Below are 23,358 nucleotides of genomic sequence, written 5' to 3'. Positions count from 1 at the left end.
TACTCCAAGGCACTCCGATCCAGACAGATGAAGCCATACATGTACAAAGGATTGATTCGCGCCATCGGCGCCTTGTTGACTGCTCTGGCCCTCTACAGTCTGCTGGGCTTTCTCATTTTGCCCGGCATCGCGTTGCGCGTTGCCAACCAGCAACTGGCCAACTACGCCACGACGCCCGCCACGATCCAACGGATCGAACTCAACCCGTTCAGCCTTGAAGTAACCCTTTGGGGCCTGAACATTGGCGAGCCCGGAAAGGAGCAGGTCGGCTTCGAGCGCCTGTACGCCAACCTGCAACTTGACAGCCTCTGGACCAAAGCGCTGCACCTGTCGGATATCGAGCTGGAAAAATCCAAGACCGAGGTGCTCTTCGGCAAGGACGGCAAGCTCAACCTGATCGGGTTGTTCAAATTGCCGACCAGCGAACCGACACCCGTCGACCCTGACGCCAAGCCATTCCCGCTGCGCATCGACCGAATCAAACTGGTGGACGGATCGCTGCACTTCAAGGATGCACGCCCCAGCGAAGCCATCGAATTCCTCTACGACAAGCTCGATTTCGAACTCAAGAACCTCAGCACCCTGCCGGAAGACAGTGCCGACATGACACTGGTGGCAATTGGTCCCAACGGCGGCCAGATCGACTGGACCGGCAACTTCAGCCTGATCCCTCTCGCCTCCGAAGGTAAGCTGAAAATCACCGACGGCAAGATGAAAGCTTTTTGGCCCTATGTGCGCGACGCCGTGCCGCTGGACCTCGAAAGTGGCGTACTCAGCCTCAGTACCGATTACAAACTCAACCTGTCCAAGCAAACCGAACTGCTGCTAAACAATGTCGCGGTCAGTATCGCCCCCTTCGCGATCAAGGCCCCGGATGGACGGCCGCTGGCGAGACTCGAACGCCTGGACATCAGCGAAACCACTGTCGACCTGGCAAAGCAACAAGTGGTGGTCGGCAAGATCCGCAGCCACAAGCTGGAAACCTGGGCAGCCCTGGAAGCCGACGGGCAACTCGACTGGCAGAAACTGTTCGCCAGCCAACCGTCCAAACCAGCGGCCAAGGCCAACGCCGAACCGCCGAGCACCCCGGCGGCGGCCGATTCGCCGAAACCCGAACCCGCGACGCCAGGCAAACCGTGGCAAGTGCTTCTCAATGATGTGCAATTGCGCGATTACAAAGTGCATCTGGCGGACCGCAAAGCACAACCTGCGGTGGAACTGGAACTGAGCCCGCTGAATCTCGACTTGCAGAAGTTCGACAGTCTCAATGGCTCGCCCTTCCTCCTCAAGCTCGACACCGGCGTAGGCAAACAGGGCAAGCTCACGGCCGATGGCGAGGTCAACCTGGCCCCGGTCAGCGCCCGACTCAACGTACAAACCAAGGACATCGACCTGCGCGTCGCCCAGTCCTACATCAGCCCGTTCATTCGCCTGGAACTGCGCAGTGGCATGCTCGGCAGCGATCTGGCGGTCAACCTGAAAAGCACCGATCCGCTGGCGCTCAGCGTCACCGGCCGCGCCCAGGTCGATCAATTGCATACCCTCGACACCCTGAAAACCCGCGACTTTCTCAAGTGGCAACAATTGGTGGTAGAAGGCCTGAACTACCAACACGGCGACAGCCTGTCGATCGACAAGATCAATCTGTTGCAACCCTATGCGCGCTTCATGATCAACGATGACCGGACCACCAACATCGATGACCTGCTGATCCCGCAACCGGCCGACGCCGGCGCCAAGCCCGCCGCCGCCAAACCCACCGCCAGCAAGGACAAGCCCCTGGGCATCCACATCGGCGGCATCGCCATCAACGACGGTTCTGCGAACTTCGCCGACTTCAGCCTGACCCCGAACTTCGCCACCGCCATTCAACAGCTCAACGGTTCGATCGGCACCATCGACAGCCGTCAGGCGAAACCGGCCAGTGTCGACATCAAAGGCAAGGTTGACCGCTATGCACCAGTGACCATCAAAGGCGCGGTCAACCCGTTCGACCCGATGGCCAGCCTCGACATCGCCACCAGCTTCAAACGTGTGGAACTGACCACATTAACCCCCTACTCCGGCAAGTTCGCCGGTTATCGCATCCGCAAGGGCCGACTCAACCTCGATTTGCATTACGTGATCGTCAAGGGCCAGCTCAAGGCTGAGAACAAAGTGGTGGTCGAACAGTTGCAACTGGGCGAAAAGGTCGACAGCCCGGACGCCGTGAGCCTGCCATTGAAACTGGCCATCGCCTTGCTCAAGGATGTCGATGGCAAGATTTCCATTGAACTGCCGGTCAGCGGTGACCTGAACAATCCACAGTTCAGCGTGATGCCGATTGTCTGGCAGACCCTGCGCAACCTGATCGTCAAGGCCGCTGCCGCGCCGTTCAAACTCATTGGTGGCCTGGTGGCCGGTGGTGGTTCGCAAGACCTGGGTACCGTGGCATTCGCCCCGGGGTCAAGCGAACTGAACAAGGACGCTGAAGCGGCACTGGTCAAACTGTCCCAAGCCCTGAAGGAACGTCCGGCCCTGCGCCTGGAAATCGAAGGCACTGCCGCCAAGAGCAGTGATGGCCCGTTGCTCGCCGAGCAACGCCTGGAACGGGAATATCAGTACAACTACTACAAAATGCTCCAGCGCCGTGGCGACAAGGTTCCGGCCAAGGCAAATTTGCTGGAGGTACCCGATAGCGAGAAAGGTCCGCTGCTGGAAGGGATCTACCGCACACGCCTGAAGGTCCAGCCACCTGCTGAATGGAAAGACCTGGGCAAAGAAGAACGCACCGCGAAAATGCGCGAGCAGGTGATCCAGTTCTGGAGTTCCAGCGAAGTGCTGTTGCGTGAGCTGGGCCAGGAACGCGCCAGCAGCATCAAGGACTATCTGGTCGATAAAGGCCAGCTCGCCGATGACCGTGTGTACTTCATCGATGCCCAGTTGGGCGAAGCGGAAAAAGACGGCAAGGTCGTTACGCCCCTGCATCTGGACGCCGAGTGAACTAAACGTCTTTTGCCTTGAATAGAACAGGCCCCGACACGAATGCCAGGGCCTGTAATGGCCACATCCTTGTGGCCGGTCGCATGAACTACCAGGTTGCGGCAGACGTATGACTCAGCCCGTCTGCCGCGCCTTCTCCCAGTCCAGGCGAGAAGTCTTGCCTTATTCGGCTTTCAGGCCGTCAGCGGAGACCGCCTTGACGCCTTTGATTTTCTTGGTGATTGCCACTGCAGTGGCTTTCTGCGCGTCCGTTACCGCAACGGTGGACGACAGGGACACAACGCCTTTGTTGGTTTCTACTTTGATATCGGTACCTGGGATGCCTTTTTCGGTGACCAGGTCTGCTTTGACTTTGGTAGTGATCCAGGTATCGGAAACATCCTCTTTCGCTTCGGTGACTTCACCGGCGGCCAGCATCATGGGTGCTTGTGTGGCCTGAGCCTGGGCAAATGCAGCGTTGGCCATCGTCAGGGTCAACGCGGTAGCAGTAGCGGCAGCAATAGCGAACTTCTTCATACGAGTAACTCCTGTTTTTCTGGAAAGTCTGCTGGTTAGCGTGTCAGCAGGGTTACCAGAGATATTGCGAACGCTGTGCCAACTTTGAAACAGACAACAATTACTTATAAATCAATAACTTATAAAATCAGTCATTTTTCACAATCATGCAAAATGCATGAGTTGGAAATTATCTACATGCAAGTTGCGGGTTTTGAAGAAGGCCTAAGGCCATGAATTTTTGGAAGTTTTCTCAATTACTCGAAATTTCTCAACGGCGAGCAAAAAAATACCCCGCACTGAGCGGGGTATCGGGGCAACAAGCGTATGGATCAGGCTTTTGGCTCAACGCCCTTGCAGCCTTTCGGCGCGTACTCCTGTTCGACACCGGTGGTGCACGTCCAGCCAGTCAACGAGCGGGTCAAGGTAATGGTTTTATTCAACACCTGCGCCGGAGCATTGAGGATTGTGCAACCAATTGTGCCAGTACCTTCTGCTGCTTTGCCCACTGCGGTCGTGGCGCAGTTGGACGTGGTGGCGGAGCCTCCCACCTGCGTCAGGTCCGGATCTGTTCCTTGGTTCATCAAGTCTTCAAACGCCACCTTCAATGCTGAAATCTCGGCAAGACCTGCCGTGACCTTGGCCCGCGCCTGGTACTTGGAGTAAGCAGGGATCGCAAACGTCGCCAGGATCCCGATGATCGCCACGACTATCAGCAACTCGATCAGGGTAAAGCCTTTTTGATTATTCAATGACAGCCTCCGTGCATGAGTCGAAATCTCATGATCTGCACCTGCTGCAGCACAGCCCATGCCAAGCCCGGCGTGCCCTATTCCGGGGTCCAATCGTTGCCACGAAGCCCTTCCTAGCCCCAGAAAACGCACTATCTGACACTTTTTGTCACCTCAAGACCGCAGGTTTTGTTCCCCCGCTTGACTAGGCTATAAGTCTTCAATTGCTTGCGCCCGGAACCCCGAGGAACGCATCGGCACATTCACGATCTATGAGGCGGTCGATTGCAATCAATGCAACGGCGGTTATAACCGGGTCAGCAAGGACTGAACATGGCAGTCAAGGCAGCAAGAACCAGTGTGTACACCTGGGAAGGCACAGACAGGAAAGGTACGAAGGTGACGGGCGAATTGAGCGCCCAGAACCCGGCAATGATCAGGACGAAATTGCGCAAGCAGGGCATCAACCCCGGCAAGGTGCGCAGGAAAACCACGTCGATTTTCAATCTGGGCAAACGTATCAAGGCCCAGGACATCGCCCTCTTCACCCGGCAAATGGCAACCATGATGAAAGCCGGCGTGCCGTTGTTGCTGTCTTTCGACATCATCGGTGAAGGCTTCGATAACCCGGCCATGCGCAAGCTCGTTGATGAGGTGAAACAGGAAGTGGCGGCGGGCAATAGCTTCGCCACCGCCCTGCGTAAAAAACCGCAATATTTCGATGAGTTGTACTGCAACCTGGTAGACGCCGGGGAGCAGGCTGGCGCGCTGGACACGCTGCTGGAACGGGTGGCGACCTACAAGGAGAAAAGCGAAAGTCTCAAGGCGAAAATCAGGAAAGCCATGACCTACCCGCTGATCGTGGTGTGTGTTGCGATCATCGTGACTGGCATCCTGCTGGTCGAGGTGGTGCCGCAATTCGAATCGGTGTTCAAGGGCTTTGGCGCTCAATTGCCGTCCTTTACCTTGATGGTCATCGACCTGTCGCAATTCATGCAAGCATGGTGGTGGATGCTGCTGGGCGTACTGGTCACGGCTGCTTTCGCTGTACGCCATGCCCTGAAAACCTCGCAAGGTTTTCGTGACCGAATGGACACCTGGCTGCTGAAACTGCCGCTGGTGGGGACCTTGATGTACAAGTCCGCCGTGGCCCGTTTCGCCCGCACGCTGTCGACGACCTTCGCCGCTGGCGTGCCGCTGGTCGAGGCCTTGGAATCGGTGGCCGGCGCCACCGGCAACATCGTGTTCAAACGCGCGGTGTTGCGCATCCGACAGGACGTTGCGACGGGTATGCAGCTGAATTTTTCCATGCGCACGTCCGGTATTTTCCCGAATATGGCCATTCAGATGACCGCCATAGGCGAGGAGTCGGGCGCACTCGACGACATGCTCGACAAGGTGGCCGGTTTCTACGAACACGAGGTCGACAATATGGTCGACTCCCTCACCACCCTGATGGAACCGTTCATCATGGTGGTGCTGGGTGTTATTGTCGGCGGCCTGGTGGTCGCAATGTACCTGCCCATCTTCCAACTCGGCTCAGCGATCTGACATGCCCTTGAACGATATGCTTACCCACTACCCACTGGCTTTCGTCGTCATCGCCGGGGTGGTCGGCCTGCTGGTCGGCAGCTTCCTCAACGTACTGGTGTGGCGCCTGCCGAAGATGCTTGAGCGCGAGTGGCGCGTGCAGGCCCATGAGATCCTCGGGCTGCCCGGCGAAACGTCGCTGCCGACTTTCAATTTGATGCTGCCGCATTCCCAGTGCACACATTGCGGCCACCGGATTCGCGCCTGGGAAAACATTCCAGTGTTCAGCTTCATGTTCCTGCGCGGGCGCTGTTCCGCCTGCGCAACGCCGATCAGCAAACGCTATCCATTGACTGAGCTGGCCTGCGCCCTCCTGTCGGCGTTCATTGCCTGGCACTTCGGCTTCGGCTGGCAAGCCGGCATGGCAATGCTCCTGACCTGGGGCTTGCTGGCCATGAGCCTGATCGACGCCGAGCATCAACTATTGCCCGATGTACTGGTGCTACCGCTGATGTGGCTGGGGCTGATCGTCAACAGCCTCGATCTGTTCGTCCCATTGCCTGAAGCGTTATGGGGCGCCATTGCCGGCTACATGGCGCTGTGGACGGTGTTCTGGGTGTTCAAGCTGATCACCGGCAGGGACGGCATGGGGCATGGGGATTTCAAGCTGCTTGCGATGTTTGGCGCCTGGGGCGGTTGGCAGATCCTGCCGCTGACGATCGTCTTGTCATCCCTGGCGGGTGCGATCATCGGCGCGATTTACCTGCGCCTTCGCAAGGCACAAACAGCGACGCCTATCCCTTTTGGCCCCTATCTGGCCATTGCCGGCTGGATTGCCTTGCTCTGGGGTGGTCAAATAACCGCCTTCTATTGGCAGTTTGTCGGTCTGAAATGAATAACCCTGTGGAAAAACCCTGGATTCTCGGCTTGACCGGCGGCATTGGCAGCGGCAAAAGTGCGGCGGCCCAACATTTCATCGACCTGGGCGTGCATGCGGTCGATGCCGATCATGCCGCTCGCTGGGTGGTGGAACCCGGTCGGCCGGCGCTGGCAAAGATTGCCGAACACTTCGGTCCGGGGGTGTTGCAAGCCGATGGGCAACTGGACCGCGCCGCGTTGCGTAAACTGATCTTCGAAGTACCGGAGCAACGCCTCTGGCTGGAAGCCTTGCTGCATCCGCTGATCGCCGAAGAGATTGCCCATCACCTGGCGCTGGCAAAATCACCTTACGCGATCCTGGTTTCGCCACTGCTGATTGAATCCGGCCAGTACGCCATGACCCAACGGGTCCTGGTGATCGATGCCCCCGAACAGCTGCAGATCGAACGCACCCTGCGGCGTGACCAGACCAGCGAACAGCAGGTCCAGGCGATACTCAAGGCCCAGTCCAGCCGTCAGGATCGCCTAAGCCATGCCGACGACGTAGTGGTCAACGACCGCGACCTCGCCTGGCTGCACAGCGAGGTCGAACGCCTGCATCACTTTTACCTTACTTTGCGTGGAGGCCAGTCATGAGCCAGATTTCAACCGTCGAATGCCCAACCTGTGGTGCCCCTGTCGAATGGAGCCCCGAGAGCAAATTCCGGCCGTTCTGCTCGGACCGGTGCAAGCTGATCGACCTGGGCGCCTGGGCGTCGGAAGAGCACAAGATTCCAGTGGCCCCGGATGCCGAGGACGAAATGTTCAGCGGCGATTTCGACCCGCGCCACTGATCCGGATCATCCGGGGCCTGGCCTGTGCCAGGGAGTGAGCCAGGCCTTGGCTTTTAGAGCTTGCGCCCCGAAATCCGGCTTATTAGCGAATGCTATACTTCTCTCGAATTGCATGAATGTGCAACGTTCCCCACGGGTACCGTTACCGACGGCAAAATCTCGGTTATTGGCTGCAGGACAAAGGAGGTTCACCGCCAACACGAGATGGGAGGTGTGGCATGAATCGACACTATTACATCAGTGACAATCTCGACGATCTTGAAGCCGTTGAAAATGAGCTGGAAGCCAGCGGCATCAATTCCGAACAAATTCATGTGCTCAGTGAACAGGTTGCTGATGTTGAACAACATCACCTCCACGAAATCAGCTCGTTAATGGAGCAGGACGCCGTTCACTCTGGTGAGATTGGTGCGGTGGTCGGTATCCCACTCGCAGCAGTGGTCCTGGGTGGCGCCTATTGGATGGGCTGGACCGAATCCGCCGCAGGCTGGACACCCTTCGTCTTCCTTGCCGTGGTTGTTTTGGGCTTCTGCATCTGGGAAGGCGGCTTCTTTGGATTCCAGGTGCCGAACTCTCACTTCCGCAATTTCAAGCAGGCGGTGCATGAGGGCAAGCACATCTTCTTCGTGGATGTTGAGCCGAATCAGGAAACGGTACTGGACCAGGTCATCGGACATCATCCCATGCTGGAAATCGCTGGCACGGGAGCGGCAGCACCCCACTGGACAGTAGCCTGGCAGCACAAATGGCATCAGTTCAAGCGAGTGATATCAGGTTAACTGCCGAAGACTGATGGCCGCTTATTGGCCAAAGAAGATGACCCGACTGAGGAAAACATAGTCTGCCTCGGTGGCCATCAGTCCGACGAGTACCAGCAGACACAACGGTGGCACCAATATGGCGTAGACCAGTGCCAACCGTTCCCAAGCCATGTGCATGAAGATGGAGACGATCAAGCCTGCCTTCAACAACATGAACGTAATAATCAGGGCCCACCTGAGATAGCCGTGAAAATGGAAATAGTCGACAAGGTACGAGAGTGTGCTGAGGACAAATAACAGCCCCCAAATTTTCAGGTACAAACTGATTGGATGTTGCTGACCTTGAGCATGCGCCATCATCCGCGCTCCTCTACCATAAATAGAAGAAAGCAAAAATAAACACCCACACCAAATCCACGAAGTGCCAATAAAGCCCGGCTATCTCGACATTCTGATAGTTGCCGGAGCGCTCATAATCTCCGCGCAATACCTTCATCGCCACAATGCTGAGGTAGATGGCGCCGATGGATACATGCAGTCCGTGAAAACCGGTAATCATGAAAAAGCTGGCACCAAATTGCGCCGCCCCCATGGGGTTTCCCCAAGGGCGCACCCCTTCTGCGATGAGCTTGCTCCATTCAAAGGCCTGCATGCCGACGAAGGTCACCCCCAAGGCAGCGGTCGCCAGCATCAGGGCCGTGGTTTTCACGCGATCACGGCGATAGGCGAAATTGACGGCCATGGCCATGGTGCCGCTGCTACTGATCAGCACAAAAGTCATGATGGCGATCAGGATAAGCGGGATTTCCCTACCGCCGATCGTCAATGCAAACACTTCACTGGGATTGGGCCAGGCGTCGGTGATGGTCATGCGTACCGACATGTAGCCGGTCAAGAAACAGGTGAATATGAACGTGTCGCTCAGCAGGAATATCCACATCATCGCCTTGCCCCAGGGGACCTGTTTGAAGGCGTCTTTATCCGAGGCCCAGTCGCTGGCGATGCCCTGCCATCCCGGTGCAGGCAACGGGCTTGTTGGATCCGACTCGACTGGGGCTTGTGGATGCGCTGCCATGGTTTTTCACCTCAGGCCGCAGAGTCTGGCGATGGTTTCATAGGTTTGCGGCGTGCTGGTCAGTAGCGCGAACAGCACGAACCAAAGACCCAATAGGTAGTGCCAATAGATGGCACAGAGCTCTACGCTGGCGCTGAGTTGCGGCAACGGCACCTGACGCAGGAACTTGCCGACGGTCCTGCCCCAGGCCACCAACCCGCCCAACAGGTGGAGGCCGTGCACGCCAGTCAGCAGGTAGAAAAAACTGTTGGCTGGGTTACTGGCGACAAAGTAGCCCCAGGCGACGAACTGCTGCCAGACCCAGAGTTGCCCCGCCAGAAAGGCAATGGCAAATCCTCCCCCTACTACAAAAGCAATGACCGTTGCGTCCATTCGAACCCGGCGGGCGGCCATGCGCGACCACTGCAGAGAGATGCAACTCAATACCAGAAAAGCCGAATTCACCCACAATTGCCAAGGATTGGCCAACGGCGCCATGGGCTCTGTCAGGGGTAGCCAGTCGGCCATTTGCGAGCGGGCGATAAAGGCGAGCAGGAAGAGAAAGAACAGCGAGCTCACTACTGCCAGAAACAGGCGCAGGCCGGTTTTTGCAACGTGGCTTCTATCGGCACCCTCGCCGGCCTGAATACCTTCAGGATCGCGATTCCAACTGCCGCCGGGGTCAGCGCCATCGGCATTTCTCAATAGCAGTCTGTTCATGTCTTGACGTCCGCTATCCTGGTGCCCTCGCTGCGTTGCCGCATTTGCTCCAGTTCCTCGGCGGAGACCGTTTGCGGCACGAAATCCTGGTCTATCCCTGGCACGCTGTAGTCATAGGGCCAACGATGCACGACTGGCAGTTTCTCGCCCCAGTTACCGTGTACCGGCGGTGTGTCCGGTGTTTGCCATTCCAGACTGGCCGCGCCCCAGGGGTTACTGCCTGCGGGTTTACCCTTGAATACACTCCAGGCCATGTTGAACACGAACAGCAGTTGGGAAACACCGACGGTCAATGCAACCACCGTAATGAAGGCATTCAACTCGTGCGCCGACTGTGGAATGAACGCGTAGTTGTCATAGGCGTAGTAGCGGCGCGGCATCCCCTGGAAGCCCAGATAATGCATAGGGAAAAAGATCGCGTAGGTGCCCAGAAAAGTTATCCAGAAATGCAACTTGCCCAAGGTGTCGTTAAACATGCGCCCGGTGACTTTCGGGAACCAATGGTAAATGCCGCCGAACACCACCAACACCGGTGCGACCCCCATGACCATATGGAAGTGGGCGACGACGAAATAGGTGTCCGAGAGCGGAATATCGACGATCACATTACCCAGGAACAATCCGGTCAGGCCGCCGACCAGGAAGGTGACGATAAAGGCCAGGGCGAACAGCATCGGTACGGTGAGATGGATGTCGCCCCGCCACAGGGTCAGTACCCAGTTGTAGACTTTCAGTGCCGTCGGCACGGCGATGATCAAGGTGGTGACGGCGAAGAAAAAGCCAAAGTAGGGGTTCATGCCGCTGACATACATATGGTGCGCCCAGACCACAAAGCTGAGTACGCCGATCGCAATGATGGCCCACACCATCATTCGATAACCGAAGATATTTTTACGCGCATGGGTGCTGATCAGGTCGGAGACCAGGCCAAACGCGGGGAGCGCAACGATGTAGACCTCCGGATGGCCGAAGAACCAGAACAGGTGCTGGAACAATATCGGGCTGCCGCCCTGGTGATCGAGTTGCTGCCCCAGCGAGACCATCGCCGGCATGAAGAAACTGGTGCCCAGGAGTTTGTCGAACAGCATCATGACCGCACTGACAAACAACGCCGGGAACGCCAGCAAGGCCATGATCGATGCCATGAAGATGCCCCACACCGAAAGCGGCATGCGAAACAACGTCATACCGTGCGTGCGCGCCTGCAACACCGTGGTGACATAGTTCAATCCACCCATGGTGGCGGCGACAATAAAGATCGCCAATGAGATGAGCATCAGCACGATGCCCCACTCGAACCCAGGTGTGCCCTGGCTGATCGACTGCGGCGGATAAAGCGTCCAGCCCGAACCGGTGGCGCCGCCCGGGACAAAGAAACTGGAAAGCAACACCACTACCGCCAACAGGTAGAACCAGTAACTGAGCATGTTGACGTAGGGGAAGACCATGTCGCGGGCGCCCACCATCAACGGGATCAGATAGTTACCGAAGCCCCCCAGAAACAAGGCCGTCAGCAAGTAAATGACCATGATCATGCCGTGCATGGTCATCGCCTGATAGTAAGTACTGGCATCCATGAACGCCAAACTGCCGGGGAAGCCTATCTGCATGCGCATCAAGCCGGACAACACCACGGCGATAAGCCCCACGAACAGCGCCGTCAAGGAATACTGGACGGCGATGACCTTGTGGTCCTGACTCCAGATGTATTTGGTCAGGAAACTCTTGGGTTCGTGCAGTGCTTCTGTTTCGGCTTGCTCCGCATAAGCCATCACGTCATCCTCCTGTCGAAGTTTCAGTGCATTCCTGGCTGTTTACGGCTACTTCCCTGGTTGCGCCTTGCTCGCATCGGCATTGGCTTTGGATTTGATAAGGGCGATCAGTGCGTTCAACTCCTGATCAGTCGGCGTAAAGGCCGGCATGACGGCGGCATAGCCTTTGACGATCCTGGCGCCGGGATTGAGGATCGAATCCTTTAGATAACCCTCGTCGACCTTGATACTCGATCCGTCGGCAAGCGTCACTGTCGAGTCATACAGGCCCTGCCAGCTGGGGCCGACACCCTTGCTGCCATCGACGCTGTGGCAGGCCAGACAGCCGAGCGACTCGGATAGCCGCTGCCCCTGAGTCGCCAAGTCGTCCCCCCTGGCCAGCTTTTCGCTGGCAGAAGGTTCCTGCTGCGCGCCGCCCAGTGATTTGATCAGGGCGACGACAGCCGTCAGCTCATCGTCATTGAGAGTATAGGCCACCATCACCGGCGGGTAGCCCTGCACCAGACGGGCCTGCGGCTTGAGAATCGACTCTTTCAGGTAAGCCTCATCGACCAGCGCACTGCTGCCGTCGGCAAACTGTTCAGTGCGACCGTACAGCCCCTTCCAGGTCGGACCAAGACGGGTACTGCCATCCAGGCTATGGCAGGCACTGCAGCCGTATTGTTCGACCAACTGGCGACCTTTTTCCAGCACGCTGTCCTGACCTGGTTTCGCTGTGCTCACCAAGGTCTGCGCAAAGGTCGGTTGGCCGCTCAGCCATTGATCAAAGGCGCCCTGCTCCTCCACGATCATCTGGCCGCGCATGTTGTAATGGCCTACGCCACAAAACTCAGCGCACAGGACCTCATATTTGCCGGTTTTAGTTGGAGTAAACCAGAAGTAAGACACCATCCCTGGCACCATATCCATCTTGCTGCGAATTTGCGGGATATAGAAATCATGCAACACATCTTTAGAACGAAGTAAGACTTTTACCGGCCTATTCAGCGGCAATCGGATTTCATTATTTTTTATAAGTATATCGTCCTGTCCGGCAGGGTCCTTGGGATCAATGCCGAGGGGATTGATGGCATCGACAAACTTGATATCCGACCTACCCAGCTTCCCATCCTGCCCGGGAAAACGATAGGTCCACTGCCACTGTTGAGCAACGACTTCAAGTTCATAAGCCTCTTTCGGCACCCGGATGAACTCGTTGTAGACAACCAGGCCTGGCGCCAACATGGCGGCGATACCGATCGAGGTCACTACAATCAACCAGAACTCCAACTTTTTACTTTCCGGCTGGTAGTGCGCCCTGGCGCCTTCCTTATGGCGATACCGCATTATGGCGACTGCCATGAATACCGTAATGGCGATGAAAAATATTCCGCTAATGATCAAAGTAATGAACAGTGTGGTGTCTATTGATCCCCAGTTGGAAGCGGGCGGTGCTGCATGCCAAGGCGCTAGTACATGAAAGAGCACTGAGGCAATAACGATTAGAATCAAGATAATTGCTATCGCCATTTCTCTTCATCCTATTCCTGTTGTTCGTTGGTTATGCGCAAGCATCGCCACTGACGTCCAGGCACGACAGGCAACTACCACCCGTGGTGGTAAAGTCATTGCAAAGTATAGGTCGGCAAGCGAAACCCGGTTGGCGGCTATACTCAATTGCAGTCCAGCAGCCCCGATGGAGGATTCGTCATGAGTGACCTGACGCTCGAAGGCAGGTGGAAACCCAGCGCCGACCAAAAATCCGAACCAATAGGTGAGATACGTTTTTACGTCGACGGCCCTCTTCATCTACGGCTGGAGGAAGCGGAAGAACGCTTGCAGAAGACCCCTGGGTTGAAAGAAGTCATGGTCGATGTCGACATGGACACATTGAACCTGGTCTTGCCAGAGGGTTACGGCCCCTTGTCCGACTGTCAGATGCGCGTGTATTTGCACTACGAGCGTGGTCAGTTCCATCTGGTCGGACACCGGGCGAGCGATGGCAGCCTGATCTATTCCAACGTGGTTCTGATTGATCAATTGATCGATTGAAACGGCGGATTTGAAAGGACTCAAGACTTGGGATCGTCGTCCTTCCAGGGCGCCGAGAGGTAGCGCGTGCGATTGAAAGTTTCGAGCCACTCGGGTGAGAACACCACCAGCGCGCTGACCACCATGCCGTTGATGAACGCCTCCGGAAAAATGAGCAGCCACAGGTAGCCGATGAAGTCTTCGAGCCAGTAAGGCATGGCAAAACGCTCGTCGTACCACAACAATGTCAGCGATAGCACCAGGCACAGCAACGCTGTAAGGGCTGCGGCGAAAAAACCGGAAACGAAGATGTACACGAAGGGATTTCTGGGCTGCGCGCGCTCCACCAGAATCGCACAGCATTCGGTGATCAACACTGGCAATAAAATAAACAGCGCGCCATTGACCCCCATGGCCACAAGGTCCTGACGGCCCAGCAGCACCAGTCCCGTCTGCGCCACCAATCCACCGACGATCGCCAGCGGCCAGTCGAGCAACAGCGTCACCGCGGTCATGCCGATGAAGTGATAAGACACGCCGGTATCGAAATCGCGCCGCACCAGCCACAACGCAAAGAGCGCAAACACCGTGCCGAACAGCAAGTGCTGGCGACGGCTGTCGCTGAACAGCTCGACCCAGGACACTCGCGCAACGGCCCAGATCAGCACCGGCACATAGATCAGCCACCCCACCGTGAGGGTTTCAGGTGACAGCAACTCGGCACCGATCATGACAGGACACACTCCCTTGGCTTGCCAATAGAGAACAGGCCTTCAGTCTACACCGCCCTTTGCCGCCCCCTCGATTTCATGCCCAATGCCGGGGATCGTTAATCACCGCTTCATGTTCGGCGAACAGCTTGGGCAGCTCAGCCTTGAGAAAATCCACCCACGTACGAACTTTGGCATCGAGAAAGCGTCGCGACGGATACACCGCATACACATTGCGTTGACGCGGCCGATAGTCCGGTAGCAAACGCAACAAGGTGCCATCGCTCAAGGGCCGCGTGGCGGTGTAGAACGGAATCAGGCTGATGCCCATGCCGGCTTCCGAAGCCTTGACCATCGACTCGGCAACATTGCACTGAAAAGTCCTGGACGGGCTGACCGCATGCTCGCCCTCCTCGTCCTGAAACACCCACTGATCGCTGTACAACGGGTCGAGCATGCGCAAGCACTGATGATCGTCCAGCACCCGCGGATGGTCCGGCACACCCCGGCGTTGCAGGTATTGCGGGGAAGCACAGGGCACGCTGTAGAACTGCCCGACGGCCTGGGCGACCAATTGCGAATCGGCCAGTTCGTGGGCAGTCGAAATCACCACGTCGTGCCCTTCCTCCAACGGATCGGGATTGCGCTGCGACAGGGTTAGCTCGAACACCACATCGGGATAAAGCTCGCTGTAGCGAGCAATCAGCGGCGTGATCAGCACCCCCAGGCCGTTCATGCTATGCACCCGCAACCGACCGCTTGGCTTGAGATGCGCACCGCGAGCCTCTGCGGTCGCCTCCTCCATTTCCTCAAGTATCAGACGACTGCGCAGCAGGAATCGCTCGCCGGCCTCGGTCAGGCTCAAGCGCCGTGTGGTGCGCTGCAGCAGGCGGGCTTGCACATGCTGCTCCAAGTCCGCGACCAGGCGCGAGACTTGCGCGGTGGACAACTCCAACGCATCGGCCGCGGCGGTGAAACTTGCGCAGTCGACGACACGGACGAACACGCGCAAGTTGTTAAGCAAATCCATGAGCCCTCCAGGCTGGGTGACTGTTACGTTTCATGTAAGGCTGTATCAGGCGTTCGCCCCTTTATCCAGCGGTGGCAAAGACTAGACTTTACCCATCGAATCCACATGGAACTCGCCATAATGAAAACCTTGATCAGCCTGTTTCTGACCCTCGTCGCCACCTCGGCCATGGCCGCTGAAAACGAGCCCCTCGCTGTCCTGTACAACCCGGCGCAGCCGCTGGACATCGCCAAGGTGGTTTCGGTGTCAGACACTGCGACCGCCTGCGGGGTTGTACCAGCGACCATGGTCTATATCGATCATCAGGGCCAGACCCGCCGCGTGACGTACAACGTCATCGGTGATTGCACCAGCAGCCTGTGATCCACCTTGGCAATTAGAGCAGCGTCCAGGTGTAACTCAGGATCAAGCGGTTTTCATCGATATCACTGCGGTAGTTGGAACGCGCCATTGCATTGCGCACACGGATACCGAGGCCCTTGAGGCTGCCGCTCTGCAGCACATAGCCGATGTCCAGGTCACGCTCACGATCCTTTCCCTCATAGCCCTTGCCGGTATCGACATTGTTGCCGCTGATGTAGCGCAGGGTGCTGGTCAACCCCGGTACTCCCAGAGCCGCAAAGTCATAGTCATAACGCGCCTGCCAGGAGCGCTCGTCGGTGGAGGCAAACTCGTAGGTCGGTACTTCGTTGCCCAAGGGCGAAATGTTGGCAAATACCCGCGGGAAGGCACTGTCTCCGAACATGCCCTGATAGCCGACATAAAAAGTGTGACCGCCACGCTTGGCCGACAGCAGCGAAAAGAATGCCTGATTGTCGATGTTGCCCAGCAATTTCTTGCCGTCCTCGCGCGAATCGAAGTAGCCGAGGTTCGCCCCCAATATCCAGTCGCCCGTCGGCTGGCTGTGCTTGAGCCCCAGGAAGCGCTGGTTGTAGATATCTTCCAGCTGCCCGTACCAGGCGCTGACCGAGCTGCGTTTATCGTTGAAGGCGTAATCGGCCCCGGCAAAGTTGAAACCGTCACTGCTGACTTGACGCTGCGGCACATGGCCGAGCATGGCTTGCATCTTTTCGTCACCGGCTTCGTTGCGCAGGCTGGTCGAAATCAAATGGCCGGCCTGCAATGTCAGGCCATTGATCTCATTGGAGCTGATACTTGCCCCCTGATAGCTGGGCGGTAGCAGCCGGATATCACTGAACACCAGCACCGGCAGGTTGGGTTGCAATTCACCCGCCTTCAGTTCGGTTTTGGAGTAGCGCACCTTCAAGGCGCCCTCCAGGCGGCTGTAATCGTTCGCCGCACGCCCGTCATCCTGCACTGGCAGCAAACCGGTATTGACCCGGTCCGGGCTGCTGTCGAGCTTGAGGCCGAGCAGGCCGATGACATCCACGCCGAAGCCGACGGTGCCCTGGGTATAACCGGATTTGACGTTGAGAATGAATCCCTGCGCCCATTCCTCGGCCTTCGATTGTTGATTGGCCCCGACGATGTCGGAATAGTCCCGGCTGAAGTAGTAATTGCGCGCTTGCAAGGTGGCCGTGGTGTCTTCGATAAAACCACTCTCGGCGGCCATCGTGCCGGTGGAGAAACTCGAGACGACAGCCATGGACAACACTGAACCGGTTGTTGGGAGAATCTGTTTCATCGTTTTTTCTCTTATTTTTATTGATCGACAGGTTGAAGTGCTTCTGCAGTGGACTCACTGCGCGAGACGGAGCGGCGGGCGTTCAATATCAAGTGGGTGGCCATGCCGAAAATCAGTCCCCAAAAAGCCGCGGACAACCCAAACAGCGACATACCCGAGGCTGTGGTGAGAAAGGTCACCAGCGCGGCTTCGCGATCGGTTGGCACCGCCATCGCGCCCGCTAGCGCTCCAGCAATCGCAGCGAACAGCGCCAATCCGGCGAGGGCCGCGATCAGTTCCTTGGGGAATGCCGAAAACAGTGAGACCAGGGTGGCGCCGAAGATCCCCAGCACCAGGTAACACAGACCACCCATCACCCCGGCCACGTAACGCTTGCCAGGGTCTTCGTTGGCTTCGCGGCCAGTGCAAATAGCCGCGGTAATCGCTGCCAGGTTCAGCCCGTGGCAACCGAACGGTGCCAGCAGGGCCGTGCCCAATGCGCTGCTGGCGATGATCGGGCCCGATGGCGTGGCGTAACCACTGGCGCGCAGCACCGCCATGCCAGGAACGAACTGGCCAGTCAGCGCCACCATCACCAGCGGCAAGGCGATGTTCAGCGTCGCGCTGAGGCTGAACGCCGGAGTGATCCACACCGGCGTGGCCATACCGACGACCAACGCCTCGCCATGCAGATCTCCGGCGAGCAATGCCATCGAGCAGCCCACCAGCAGGACCATCAGCACCGCATAACGCGGCATCAGTCGTTTGCAGATCAGGTACGTGGCAAACATCGCCAGCACCAGCAACGGCTTACCCTGCAACGAGACAAACAACCCGGTGCCGAAGCTGAACAGAATCCCCGCCAGCATCGCTGCCGCCACCGCTGCCGGCAGCTTGCCGATGATCCGGTCGAACGCCCCCGACACCCCGACCAGGAAAATGATCAGGCTGCTGACCAGATAGGCGCCCACCGCTTCCGGCAAGGAGATCCCTGGCAACAGCGCCACGAGCAACGCCGAACCGGGTGCCGACCACGCGATGATCACCGGCACGCGGTAACGCAAACTCAGACCGATGCCAAGCACGGCGCTGCCGATGGAAATCGCCCAGACCCACGACGACAGCACTTCGCGCGACAGGTGCGCTGCCTCGGCGGCCTGGAAAATAATCACCAGGGGGCCGGCGTAGGAAATCACGGTGGCGATGAACCCGGCGACGGCCGCAGACAGGGAAAAATCCCGCAGCAAGGTTTTCATGAAGCCTCGCCGACAGCTCCGCCAGACGAGCCCTGCTGATCATCCAACAGGGATTGTCGGGCACTGCGCCGACTGCTGATGGCGAACACCGTCATGGCAATGGCGGCAATCGCACCAGGCAAAGCAAACGCCATGAAGTTCAGTTGTAGCGGCAGGCTGATCCCGAGCAAAGCGCCACCCAGCAGTGGTCCGACGATCGCACCATTGCGCCCGATGCCCGAAGCCCAGCCAAGACCGGTGGACCGAATGTTCATTGAGTAGAACTGGGCAGCGCAGGCGTAAAGCAGAATCTGCGAGCCGATGGTGGTGGCACCCGCGACAGCGATCAGCAAGTACAACACCGGCATCGGACTATTGAAGCCCAACAGGGTGATCGACACCGCCGCCATGGCAAAGAACACCGATAGCACACGCGGCAGATTGAGCTTGTCACCCAGCACACCGCCGCCAACTGCGCCGAAGATCGCGCCGAAATTCAGCACCAGCAGGAACGACAGGCTCGAGCCCAGGCTGTAACCGGCGTTGGCCATCAGTTTCGGCAGCCAGGAGCTCAAGGCGTAGACCATCAGCAGGCAGCAGAAAAACGCCAGCCACAACATCAACGTACGCAGTGCACGGCCCTCGCGGAACAACTGCAACACCGGGGTCCCGGTGCCCTTCACTTCACTCATGTGCAACTGGTCATCGGCCTCTGCGACGTAGGCCGGGTCGATCCGCTGGAGAATGTTGCGAGCTTCGTCATTGCGCCCCTGGCGCAGCATGAACCCCACTGACTCGGGCAGGAAATACATGATCAGCGGCAACAGCAGCAACGGCAGGACCGCCACATAGAACACCGACTGCCAGCCGAAACTCGGGATCAGCACTATACCCAGGCCGGCGGACAGCATGCCGCCCACCGAGTAGCCGCTGAACATGATCGCTACCAGGGTGCTACGGATTTTTTTCGGCGCGTATTCGTTCATCAACGCCACGACATTGGGCATCACGCCACCAATGCCCAGTCCGGCAATGAAGCGGCAAAGACCAAACTCAGTGGGGTTTCGGGCGAACCCGTTGAGCACGGTGAAACCACTGAAGAGCATCACGCAGATCGTGATGGCTTTCTTGCGGCCGATCCTGTCCGACAGCGGACCGAAGAACAGCGCACCGAACATCATGCCGAACAGTGCATAGCTGCCCAACGCCCCCGCTTGCAGAGGGCTGAGCCCCCACTCTTTCATCAGCATCGGCAAGACCACGCCGTAGATCACCAGATCGTAACCGTCGAAAATGATGATCAGGGCACACCAGAACAGCACCATCCAGTGGAAGCGGTTGAACCGAGCATTGTCGATAACCTCATGTACGTCGATCTTGCGCATGGCATTCATCTCTTGTTGTTGTTTTTTTCAGGAGCAGCGGAAGCACGGCTCACGTCCGTACAGCCGAGGGTAGAGTCAACAGGCTCGGGTCAATATCCGCATCGCGCAGACCACTATCCGTTTTGTGCAGCGCCCTGAACCGGGCTGGGAGGCGCGCGCAATTGCCCCTCTCCGATAAACTGTCTTCTTTACAATCGCATTTGAGCGCTAAGCTTGGGCGTATGGATGATTCAGATTACTTACGCCTGCTGACCATTGCGGCCGAGCAAGCCAACGCGTTCCTGTCCAATGCCCGCAAATGGGAGCGCGAGCGTTGGGTCTGCCAACGCCTGCTGCAAGGCTTGAACATTCCCTACCGGGCCGACGAATTTGCTCCGGCGGGAGAACCGCCGGACGTGTTGTTTCGCGACGCCAATTTCGAGGTGTTCTTCGTGCTCGACGAGGGCCGACGCCTCAATGATGAATGGCGCGACGAATTGCAGAGGCGGCGCAGTGCGTTCTCCCTGAGCCAGCTGGTACGGCGCGAAGCCAAGCCCCGCCGCATACCGGCCAACGAGTTCTTGTTGCGGCTGGCGCCGACCTTGCGCAAAAAAGCACACAACTACAAAGAGCGCGGCATGGACCTGGGCGAGCTTGACATCATTGCCTTCGCCAGCCTCAAGCGTGAAGTGCTGGACCTCAACAGTCATTTCCCACCGCCCACCGAATACCTGCGCCAGGGCTGGCGCTCGCTGTCACTGGTGGGCCCGACCTTCGCCCGCGTGCTGTTCGCTCATCCCGATGCGCCGGATTTCCTGCGCAGCAACCTGGGACGCAGCATCGTGTTCGACGTCGGGATCAGCCTGTGAGCCCATTGCAGGAACTGATTGCCGAAGTACCGCAGATCGGCCGCGTACGCTGGATTGGCGTGCGCCCGGAACGTCACGTGCCAATGATCGAACTGGAGGCCGTGGAAGCGCGACTGGAGGCCGGCTTGACGGGCGATCGCGCCCGCCCCGGCGTGCGCAATGCGCGGCAGGTGACGCTGATTCAGTGGGAGCATCTGGCAGTGATCAGTTCGCTGATGGGCCGCCCGGACGATCAACCGGTCAAGCCTGAAGATTTGCGGCGCAACCTCGTTATCAGTGGCATCAACTTGTTCAGCCTCAAGGGCCGGCGTTTCCGCATCGGCCAGGCGATTTTCGAAACCACTGGCTGGTGCCAGCCCTGCGCACGCCTGCAGAACAACCTGGGCCCGGGGACCTTTCAGGCCGTGCGCGGGCATGGCGGAATCACTGCCCGAGTGCTACAAAGTGGCATCATTCGCCTGGACGACAGGGTGAGCGTCGAGCCCCTAACTGACAGCGGCTATGCTCCGTTCAACGTTCGTTGAGTCTGCCTGTAGCTTCTTCACCTTCAGCAACGTCTACCTGACGAGGCCTTTTATGACCAGCCGCCTGAACCCCGAAGACCAAAAGCATGTCGAAGCATATCTGCAACTGTCCCAACACCAAGTCGAGCGCCGGCCTTTCCGGCCGTGGATGCTCCTTGTGCTGGTATTGGCAGTGACCATTGGCCTGGGCCTGTTGAGCCGACTTATCAGTTACCTGACGCTATGAGCTGCTTGGCGCTCGCTCGGGTAATTGCACCGATTTCTTTTAGCCTTGCGAGATATCCCCATGACTCATCGTATTGTCATCGTTGGCGGCGGCGCCGGCGGTCTGGAGTTGGCTACCCGTCTGGGTAAGACTCTGGGCAAACGCGGCACGGCCAGCGTGATGCTGGTCGACGCGAACCTGACCCACATCTGGAAACCGCTGTTGCACGAGGTCGCGGCCGGGTCGTTGAACTCGTCCGAAGACGAACTCAACTATGTAGCCCAGGCAAAATGGAACCACTTCCAATTCCAACTGGGGCGCATGAGCGGGCTTGATCGCGCCAATAAAAAAATCCAGTTGGCCGCCACTTATGATGACGCCGGCCTGGAACTGGTGCCTGCCCGGGAAGTGCCTTACGACTCGTTGGTGATTTCCGTCGGCAGCACCACTAACGATTTCGGCACCCAGGGTGCAGCGCAGCACTGTCTGTTCCTGGATACCCGCAAACAGGCCGAGCGCTTCCATCAGCAGTTGCTCAACCACTACCTGCGCGCCCATGCGGGGCAGACCGACAAGGTCGAGCAGATCAGTGTCGCCATTGTCGGTGCCGGTGCCACCGGGGTCGAACTGGCCGCCGAACTGCATAACGCAGCCCATGAACTGGCGGCTTATGGCCTGGATCGGATCAAACCGGAAAACATGCACATCACCCTGATCGAAGCCGGGCCTCGCGTGCTACCGGCCCTGCCGGAACGAATCGGCGGCCCGGTGCATAAAACCCTGGAAAAACTCGGGGTCAATGTCATGACCAACGCCGCCGTCAGCGAGGTGACGGCCGACAGCCTGATCACCGTAGATGGCAAAGTGATCAACGCCAGCTTGAAAGTCTGGGCCGCCGGGATTCGTGCGCCAGGGTTCCTCAAGGACATCGATGGCCTCGAAACCAACCGCATCAATCAACTGCAAGTGCTGCCGACCCTGCAAACCACTCGTGACGAGAACATCTTCGCCTTCGGTGACTGCGCGGCCTGCCCGCAACCGGGCACTGATCGCAATGTGCCGCCACGCGCCCAGGCGGCGCATCAACAGGCGTCGTTGCTCGCCAAGTCACTGAAACTGCGGATCGAAGGCAAGCCTCTGCCTTCTTACAAGTACACCGATTACGGATCGCTGATCTCGCTGTCGCGTTTTTCGGCTGTGGGTAACTTGATGGGTAACCTGACGGGTAGCGTCATGCTGGAAGGTTGGCTGGCGCGGATGTTCTACGTGTCGCTGTACCGCATGCACCAGATGGCGCTATACGGGCCATTTCGCACTGCGATGCTGATGCTGGGCAGCAAGATTGGACGCGGGACAGAGCCGCGCCTGAAATTGCACTGATCAAGCTGCTTTCTGTAGGAGCGAGCATGCTCGCGAAGAACCTGAGAGCGCCGCGTTAAACCAGAAACGCTGCGTTTTCGTTAACGATCTTCGCGAGCATTCGAGCGTCGACCGGCTGCTCCTACAGTTGATCCGCGGCAAGCAATTAGCAGGCAAAAAAAATCCCCGTATCTTTCGATACGAGGATTTTTAATATGGTCGGGGTAAGGGGATTCGAACTCCTGACATCCTGCTCCCAAAGCAGGCGCGCTACCGGACTGCGCTATACCCCGGTAAAAAAAAGGCACCTTTGAAAGGCGCCTTCTGCGAACAGAGCTTTTGGCGTCTGATCTTAAGATTCGATTCCAGCGTTAACTGGTTTCAAAAATGGTGGGTCGTGTGGGATTCGAACCTACGACCAATTGGTTAAAAGCCAACTGCTCTACCAACTGAGCTAACGACCCAAAAATGGTCGGGGTAAGGGGATTCGAACTCCTGACATCCTGCTCCCAAAGCAGGCGCGCTACCGGACTGCGCTATACCCCGGTTTGAAATTGGCTCCGTGACCAGGACTCGAACCTGGGACCCAATGATTAACAGTCATTTGCTCTACCGACTGAGCTATCACGGAACTACATATTTCAATTTACAACTGTGAAGCTTTACTGCGT

The 23,358-nt window shown here is 57.8% G+C and carries 24 protein-coding genes and 4 tRNA genes; 12 read left to right on the top strand and 16 right to left on the bottom strand.

The window, feature by feature from the left end; all coding sequences use genetic code 11:
* Positions 1–27: 27 nt before the first annotated feature.
* The gene (locus AC1Q8Q_RS15410; RefSeq protein ID WP_033039526.1) at positions 28–2,982 is read left to right on the top strand and encodes a DUF748 domain-containing protein; all 2,955 of its coding nucleotides are present in this window, start codon (positions 28–30) and stop codon (positions 2,980–2,982) included.
* Positions 2,983–3,144: 162 nt separating this feature from the next.
* On the opposite strand, the gene AC1Q8Q_RS15405 is transcribed toward AC1Q8Q_RS15410, so the two are convergent.
* Both AC1Q8Q_RS15405 and AC1Q8Q_RS15400 read right to left on the bottom strand, forming a co-directional pair.
* On the bottom strand, positions 3,145–3,498 hold the full coding sequence (locus AC1Q8Q_RS15405; RefSeq protein WP_168758957.1) for a BON domain-containing protein: 354 nt from the start codon (positions 3,496–3,498) through the stop codon (positions 3,145–3,147).
* Positions 3,499–3,809: 311 nt separating this feature from the next.
* On the bottom strand, positions 3,810–4,229 hold the full coding sequence (locus tag AC1Q8Q_RS15400; RefSeq protein WP_020798602.1) for a pilin: 420 nt from the start codon (positions 4,227–4,229) through the stop codon (positions 3,810–3,812).
* A 312-nt stretch (positions 4,230–4,541) separates the two neighbouring features.
* On the opposite strand from AC1Q8Q_RS15400, the gene AC1Q8Q_RS15395 reads away from it, so the two are divergent.
* From AC1Q8Q_RS15395 to AC1Q8Q_RS15375, 5 genes are all read left to right on the top strand, one after another.
* Positions 4,542–5,759: a type II secretion system F family protein gene (locus tag AC1Q8Q_RS15395; protein ID WP_492615210.1), complete on the top strand. Its 1,218-nt coding sequence runs from the start codon at positions 4,542–4,544 to the stop codon at positions 5,757–5,759.
* Between the two features lies 1 nt (position 5,760).
* On the top strand, positions 5,761–6,633 hold the full coding sequence (locus tag AC1Q8Q_RS15390; RefSeq protein WP_492615209.1) for a prepilin peptidase: 873 nt from the start codon (positions 5,761–5,763) through the stop codon (positions 6,631–6,633).
* Positions 6,630–7,253 carry a dephospho-CoA kinase gene (gene coaE / locus AC1Q8Q_RS15385; RefSeq protein WP_033039521.1) on the top strand — a complete coding sequence of 208 codons (624 nt, stop codon included), beginning with the start codon at positions 6,630–6,632 and terminating at the stop codon, positions 7,251–7,253. The genes AC1Q8Q_RS15390 and coaE overlap by 4 nt, the downstream gene beginning before the upstream one ends.
* The gene (gene yacG / locus AC1Q8Q_RS15380) at positions 7,250–7,450 is read left to right on the top strand and encodes a DNA gyrase inhibitor YacG (RefSeq protein ID WP_020798606.1); all 201 of its coding nucleotides are present in this window, start codon (positions 7,250–7,252) and stop codon (positions 7,448–7,450) included. The genes coaE and yacG overlap by 4 nt, the downstream gene beginning before the upstream one ends.
* Before the next feature lie 218 nt (positions 7,451–7,668).
* Entirely contained in the window at positions 7,669–8,229 is a 561-nt protein-coding gene (locus AC1Q8Q_RS15375) for a hypothetical protein (protein ID WP_020798607.1), read from the top strand.
* 21 nt (positions 8,230–8,250) lie between these two features.
* Here AC1Q8Q_RS15375 and AC1Q8Q_RS15370 read toward each other — a convergent pair whose 3' ends face one another.
* From AC1Q8Q_RS15370 to AC1Q8Q_RS15350, 5 genes are read right to left on the bottom strand one after another with little or no spacing between them, the layout of a single operon-like run.
* Positions 8,251–8,568: a cytochrome C oxidase subunit IV family protein gene (locus AC1Q8Q_RS15370; protein WP_168759233.1), complete on the bottom strand. Its 318-nt coding sequence runs from the start codon at positions 8,566–8,568 to the stop codon at positions 8,251–8,253.
* 13 nt (positions 8,569–8,581) lie between these two features.
* On the bottom strand, positions 8,582–9,286 hold the full coding sequence (locus AC1Q8Q_RS15365) for a heme-copper oxidase subunit III family protein (protein ID WP_033039518.1): 705 nt from the start codon (positions 9,284–9,286) through the stop codon (positions 8,582–8,584).
* Positions 9,287–9,292: 6 nt separating this feature from the next.
* Complete coding sequence (locus tag AC1Q8Q_RS15360) at positions 9,293–9,985, bottom strand: cytochrome c oxidase subunit 3 (RefSeq protein ID WP_492615208.1); 693 nt, start codon at positions 9,983–9,985, stop codon at positions 9,293–9,295.
* Positions 9,982–11,757, bottom strand: coding sequence for a cytochrome c oxidase subunit I (ctaD, locus tag AC1Q8Q_RS15355; RefSeq protein ID WP_020798611.1), 1,776 nt, complete (start codon positions 11,755–11,757; stop codon positions 9,982–9,984). Before ctaD ends, AC1Q8Q_RS15360 begins: the two co-directional genes overlap by 4 nt.
* Before the next feature lie 48 nt (positions 11,758–11,805).
* Positions 11,806–13,266, bottom strand: coding sequence for a c-type cytochrome (locus AC1Q8Q_RS15350; RefSeq protein WP_492615207.1), 1,461 nt, complete (start codon positions 13,264–13,266; stop codon positions 11,806–11,808).
* Positions 13,267–13,446: 180 nt separating this feature from the next.
* Here AC1Q8Q_RS15350 and AC1Q8Q_RS15345 point away from each other — a divergent pair, with 180 nt between their 5' ends.
* Positions 13,447–13,788 (top strand): hypothetical protein, encoded by a 342-nt coding sequence (locus AC1Q8Q_RS15345; RefSeq protein ID WP_020798614.1) that lies wholly within the window; start codon positions 13,447–13,449, stop codon positions 13,786–13,788.
* A gap of 20 nt (positions 13,789–13,808) precedes the next feature.
* Here AC1Q8Q_RS15345 and AC1Q8Q_RS15340 read toward each other — a convergent pair whose 3' ends face one another.
* Both AC1Q8Q_RS15340 and AC1Q8Q_RS15335 read right to left on the bottom strand, forming a co-directional pair.
* The gene (locus tag AC1Q8Q_RS15340) at positions 13,809–14,498 is read right to left on the bottom strand and encodes an energy-coupling factor ABC transporter permease (RefSeq protein ID WP_020798615.1); all 690 of its coding nucleotides are present in this window, start codon (positions 14,496–14,498) and stop codon (positions 13,809–13,811) included.
* Between the two features lie 76 nt (positions 14,499–14,574).
* Entirely contained in the window at positions 14,575–15,507 is a 933-nt protein-coding gene (locus AC1Q8Q_RS15335; RefSeq protein ID WP_020798616.1) for a LysR family transcriptional regulator, read from the bottom strand.
* 120 nt (positions 15,508–15,627) lie between these two features.
* Here AC1Q8Q_RS15335 and AC1Q8Q_RS15330 point away from each other — a divergent pair, with 120 nt between their 5' ends.
* On the top strand, positions 15,628–15,870 hold the full coding sequence (locus AC1Q8Q_RS15330; protein WP_033039509.1) for a DUF2790 domain-containing protein: 243 nt from the start codon (positions 15,628–15,630) through the stop codon (positions 15,868–15,870).
* A 13-nt stretch (positions 15,871–15,883) separates the two neighbouring features.
* Here the strand turns inward: AC1Q8Q_RS15330 and AC1Q8Q_RS15325 are convergent, their stop codons facing one another.
* Genes AC1Q8Q_RS15325 through AC1Q8Q_RS15315 form a run of 3 tightly spaced genes read right to left on the bottom strand, consistent with a single transcriptional unit; the run spans position 15,884 to position 19,751 of the window.
* The gene (locus AC1Q8Q_RS15325; RefSeq protein ID WP_020798618.1) at positions 15,884–17,152 is read right to left on the bottom strand and encodes an OprD family porin; all 1,269 of its coding nucleotides are present in this window, start codon (positions 17,150–17,152) and stop codon (positions 15,884–15,886) included.
* A 17-nt stretch (positions 17,153–17,169) separates the two neighbouring features.
* The gene (locus AC1Q8Q_RS15320) at positions 17,170–18,387 is read right to left on the bottom strand and encodes a benzoate/H(+) symporter BenE family transporter (protein ID WP_020798619.1); all 1,218 of its coding nucleotides are present in this window, start codon (positions 18,385–18,387) and stop codon (positions 17,170–17,172) included.
* Positions 18,384–19,751, bottom strand: coding sequence for an aromatic acid/H+ symport family MFS transporter (locus AC1Q8Q_RS15315; RefSeq protein WP_020798620.1), 1,368 nt, complete (start codon positions 19,749–19,751; stop codon positions 18,384–18,386). The genes AC1Q8Q_RS15320 and AC1Q8Q_RS15315 overlap by 4 nt, the downstream gene beginning before the upstream one ends.
* 221 nt (positions 19,752–19,972) lie before the next feature.
* Here AC1Q8Q_RS15315 and AC1Q8Q_RS15310 point away from each other — a divergent pair, with 221 nt between their 5' ends.
* Genes AC1Q8Q_RS15310 through AC1Q8Q_RS15295 form a run of 4 tightly spaced genes read left to right on the top strand, consistent with a single transcriptional unit; the run spans position 19,973 to position 22,708 of the window.
* A complete protein-coding gene (locus AC1Q8Q_RS15310; protein ID WP_003228301.1) occupies positions 19,973–20,599 on the top strand; it encodes a DUF1780 domain-containing protein in 627 nt (208 codons plus the stop codon).
* Positions 20,596–21,123, top strand: a complete 528-nt coding sequence (locus AC1Q8Q_RS15305; protein ID WP_033039503.1) for an MOSC domain-containing protein — start codon at positions 20,596–20,598, stop codon at positions 21,121–21,123. Before AC1Q8Q_RS15310 ends, AC1Q8Q_RS15305 begins: the two co-directional genes overlap by 4 nt.
* 52 nt (positions 21,124–21,175) lie before the next feature.
* Positions 21,176–21,349 carry a DUF3094 family protein gene (locus tag AC1Q8Q_RS15300; RefSeq protein WP_020798622.1) on the top strand — a complete coding sequence of 58 codons (174 nt, stop codon included), beginning with the start codon at positions 21,176–21,178 and terminating at the stop codon, positions 21,347–21,349.
* Positions 21,350–21,409: 60 nt separating this feature from the next.
* Positions 21,410–22,708: an NAD(P)/FAD-dependent oxidoreductase gene (locus tag AC1Q8Q_RS15295; RefSeq protein WP_020798623.1), complete on the top strand. Its 1,299-nt coding sequence runs from the start codon at positions 21,410–21,412 to the stop codon at positions 22,706–22,708.
* A 195-nt stretch (positions 22,709–22,903) separates the two neighbouring features.
* Here AC1Q8Q_RS15295 and AC1Q8Q_RS15290 read toward each other — a convergent pair.
* The 4 genes from AC1Q8Q_RS15290 to AC1Q8Q_RS15275 form a co-directional block, all read right to left on the bottom strand.
* Positions 22,904–22,980, bottom strand: a tRNA-Pro gene (locus AC1Q8Q_RS15290).
* A 95-nt stretch (positions 22,981–23,075) separates the two neighbouring features.
* Positions 23,076–23,151: transfer RNA gene (locus AC1Q8Q_RS15285), tRNA-Lys, on the bottom strand.
* Between the two features lie 5 nt (positions 23,152–23,156).
* A tRNA-Pro gene (locus AC1Q8Q_RS15280) sits at positions 23,157–23,233 on the bottom strand.
* Between the two features lie 9 nt (positions 23,234–23,242).
* A tRNA-Asn gene (locus AC1Q8Q_RS15275) sits at positions 23,243–23,318 on the bottom strand.
* Positions 23,319–23,358: the final 40 nt, after the last annotated feature.

Source organism: Pseudomonas sp. GW823-FHT06B06 (assembly GCF_058795195.1).
Note: the sequence above shows the minus strand (reverse complement) of the source record. Positions and strands in the feature narration are given on the sequence as shown.

Bases quoted from the DNA above. Each gene is read 5' to 3' on its own strand.
- AC1Q8Q_RS15310 (WP_003228301.1), top strand. From the start codon at position 19,973: ATGGATGATTCAGATTACTTACGCCTGCTGACCATTGCGGCCGAGCAA.
- AC1Q8Q_RS15350 (WP_492615207.1), bottom strand. From the start codon at position 13,266: ATGGCGATAGCAATTATCTTGATTCTAATCGTTATTGCCTCAGTGCTC.
- AC1Q8Q_RS15300 (WP_020798622.1), top strand. From the start codon at position 21,176: ATGACCAGCCGCCTGAACCCCGAAGACCAAAAGCATGTCGAAGCATAT.
- AC1Q8Q_RS15315 (WP_020798620.1), bottom strand. From the start codon at position 19,751: ATGCGCAAGATCGACGTACATGAGGTTATCGACAATGCTCGGTTCAAC.
- coaE (WP_033039521.1), top strand. From the start codon at position 6,630: ATGAATAACCCTGTGGAAAAACCCTGGATTCTCGGCTTGACCGGCGGC.
- AC1Q8Q_RS15390 (WP_492615209.1), top strand. From the start codon at position 5,761: ATGCCCTTGAACGATATGCTTACCCACTACCCACTGGCTTTCGTCGTC.
- AC1Q8Q_RS15365 (WP_033039518.1), bottom strand. From the start codon at position 9,286: ATGGCAGCGCATCCACAAGCCCCAGTCGAGTCGGATCCAACAAGCCCG.
- AC1Q8Q_RS15405 (WP_168758957.1), bottom strand. From the start codon at position 3,498: ATGAAGAAGTTCGCTATTGCTGCCGCTACTGCTACCGCGTTGACCCTG.
- AC1Q8Q_RS15360 (WP_492615208.1), bottom strand. From the start codon at position 9,985: ATGAACAGACTGCTATTGAGAAATGCCGATGGCGCTGACCCCGGCGGC.
- AC1Q8Q_RS15375 (WP_020798607.1), top strand. From the start codon at position 7,669: ATGAATCGACACTATTACATCAGTGACAATCTCGACGATCTTGAAGCC.
- AC1Q8Q_RS15320 (WP_020798619.1), bottom strand. From the start codon at position 18,387: ATGAAAACCTTGCTGCGGGATTTTTCCCTGTCTGCGGCCGTCGCCGGG.
- yacG (WP_020798606.1), top strand. From the start codon at position 7,250: ATGAGCCAGATTTCAACCGTCGAATGCCCAACCTGTGGTGCCCCTGTC.
- AC1Q8Q_RS15295 (WP_020798623.1), top strand. From the start codon at position 21,410: ATGACTCATCGTATTGTCATCGTTGGCGGCGGCGCCGGCGGTCTGGAG.
- AC1Q8Q_RS15370 (WP_168759233.1), bottom strand. From the start codon at position 8,568: ATGGCGCATGCTCAAGGTCAGCAACATCCAATCAGTTTGTACCTGAAA.
- AC1Q8Q_RS15335 (WP_020798616.1), bottom strand. From the start codon at position 15,507: ATGGATTTGCTTAACAACTTGCGCGTGTTCGTCCGTGTCGTCGACTGC.
- AC1Q8Q_RS15345 (WP_020798614.1), top strand. From the start codon at position 13,447: ATGAGTGACCTGACGCTCGAAGGCAGGTGGAAACCCAGCGCCGACCAA.
- AC1Q8Q_RS15340 (WP_020798615.1), bottom strand. From the start codon at position 14,498: ATGATCGGTGCCGAGTTGCTGTCACCTGAAACCCTCACGGTGGGGTGG.
- AC1Q8Q_RS15325 (WP_020798618.1), bottom strand. From the start codon at position 17,152: ATGAAACAGATTCTCCCAACAACCGGTTCAGTGTTGTCCATGGCTGTC.
- AC1Q8Q_RS15330 (WP_033039509.1), top strand. From the start codon at position 15,628: ATGAAAACCTTGATCAGCCTGTTTCTGACCCTCGTCGCCACCTCGGCC.
- ctaD (WP_020798611.1), bottom strand. From the start codon at position 11,757: ATGGCTTATGCGGAGCAAGCCGAAACAGAAGCACTGCACGAACCCAAG.
- AC1Q8Q_RS15395 (WP_492615210.1), top strand. From the start codon at position 4,542: ATGGCAGTCAAGGCAGCAAGAACCAGTGTGTACACCTGGGAAGGCACA.
- AC1Q8Q_RS15410 (WP_033039526.1), top strand. From the start codon at position 28: ATGAAGCCATACATGTACAAAGGATTGATTCGCGCCATCGGCGCCTTG.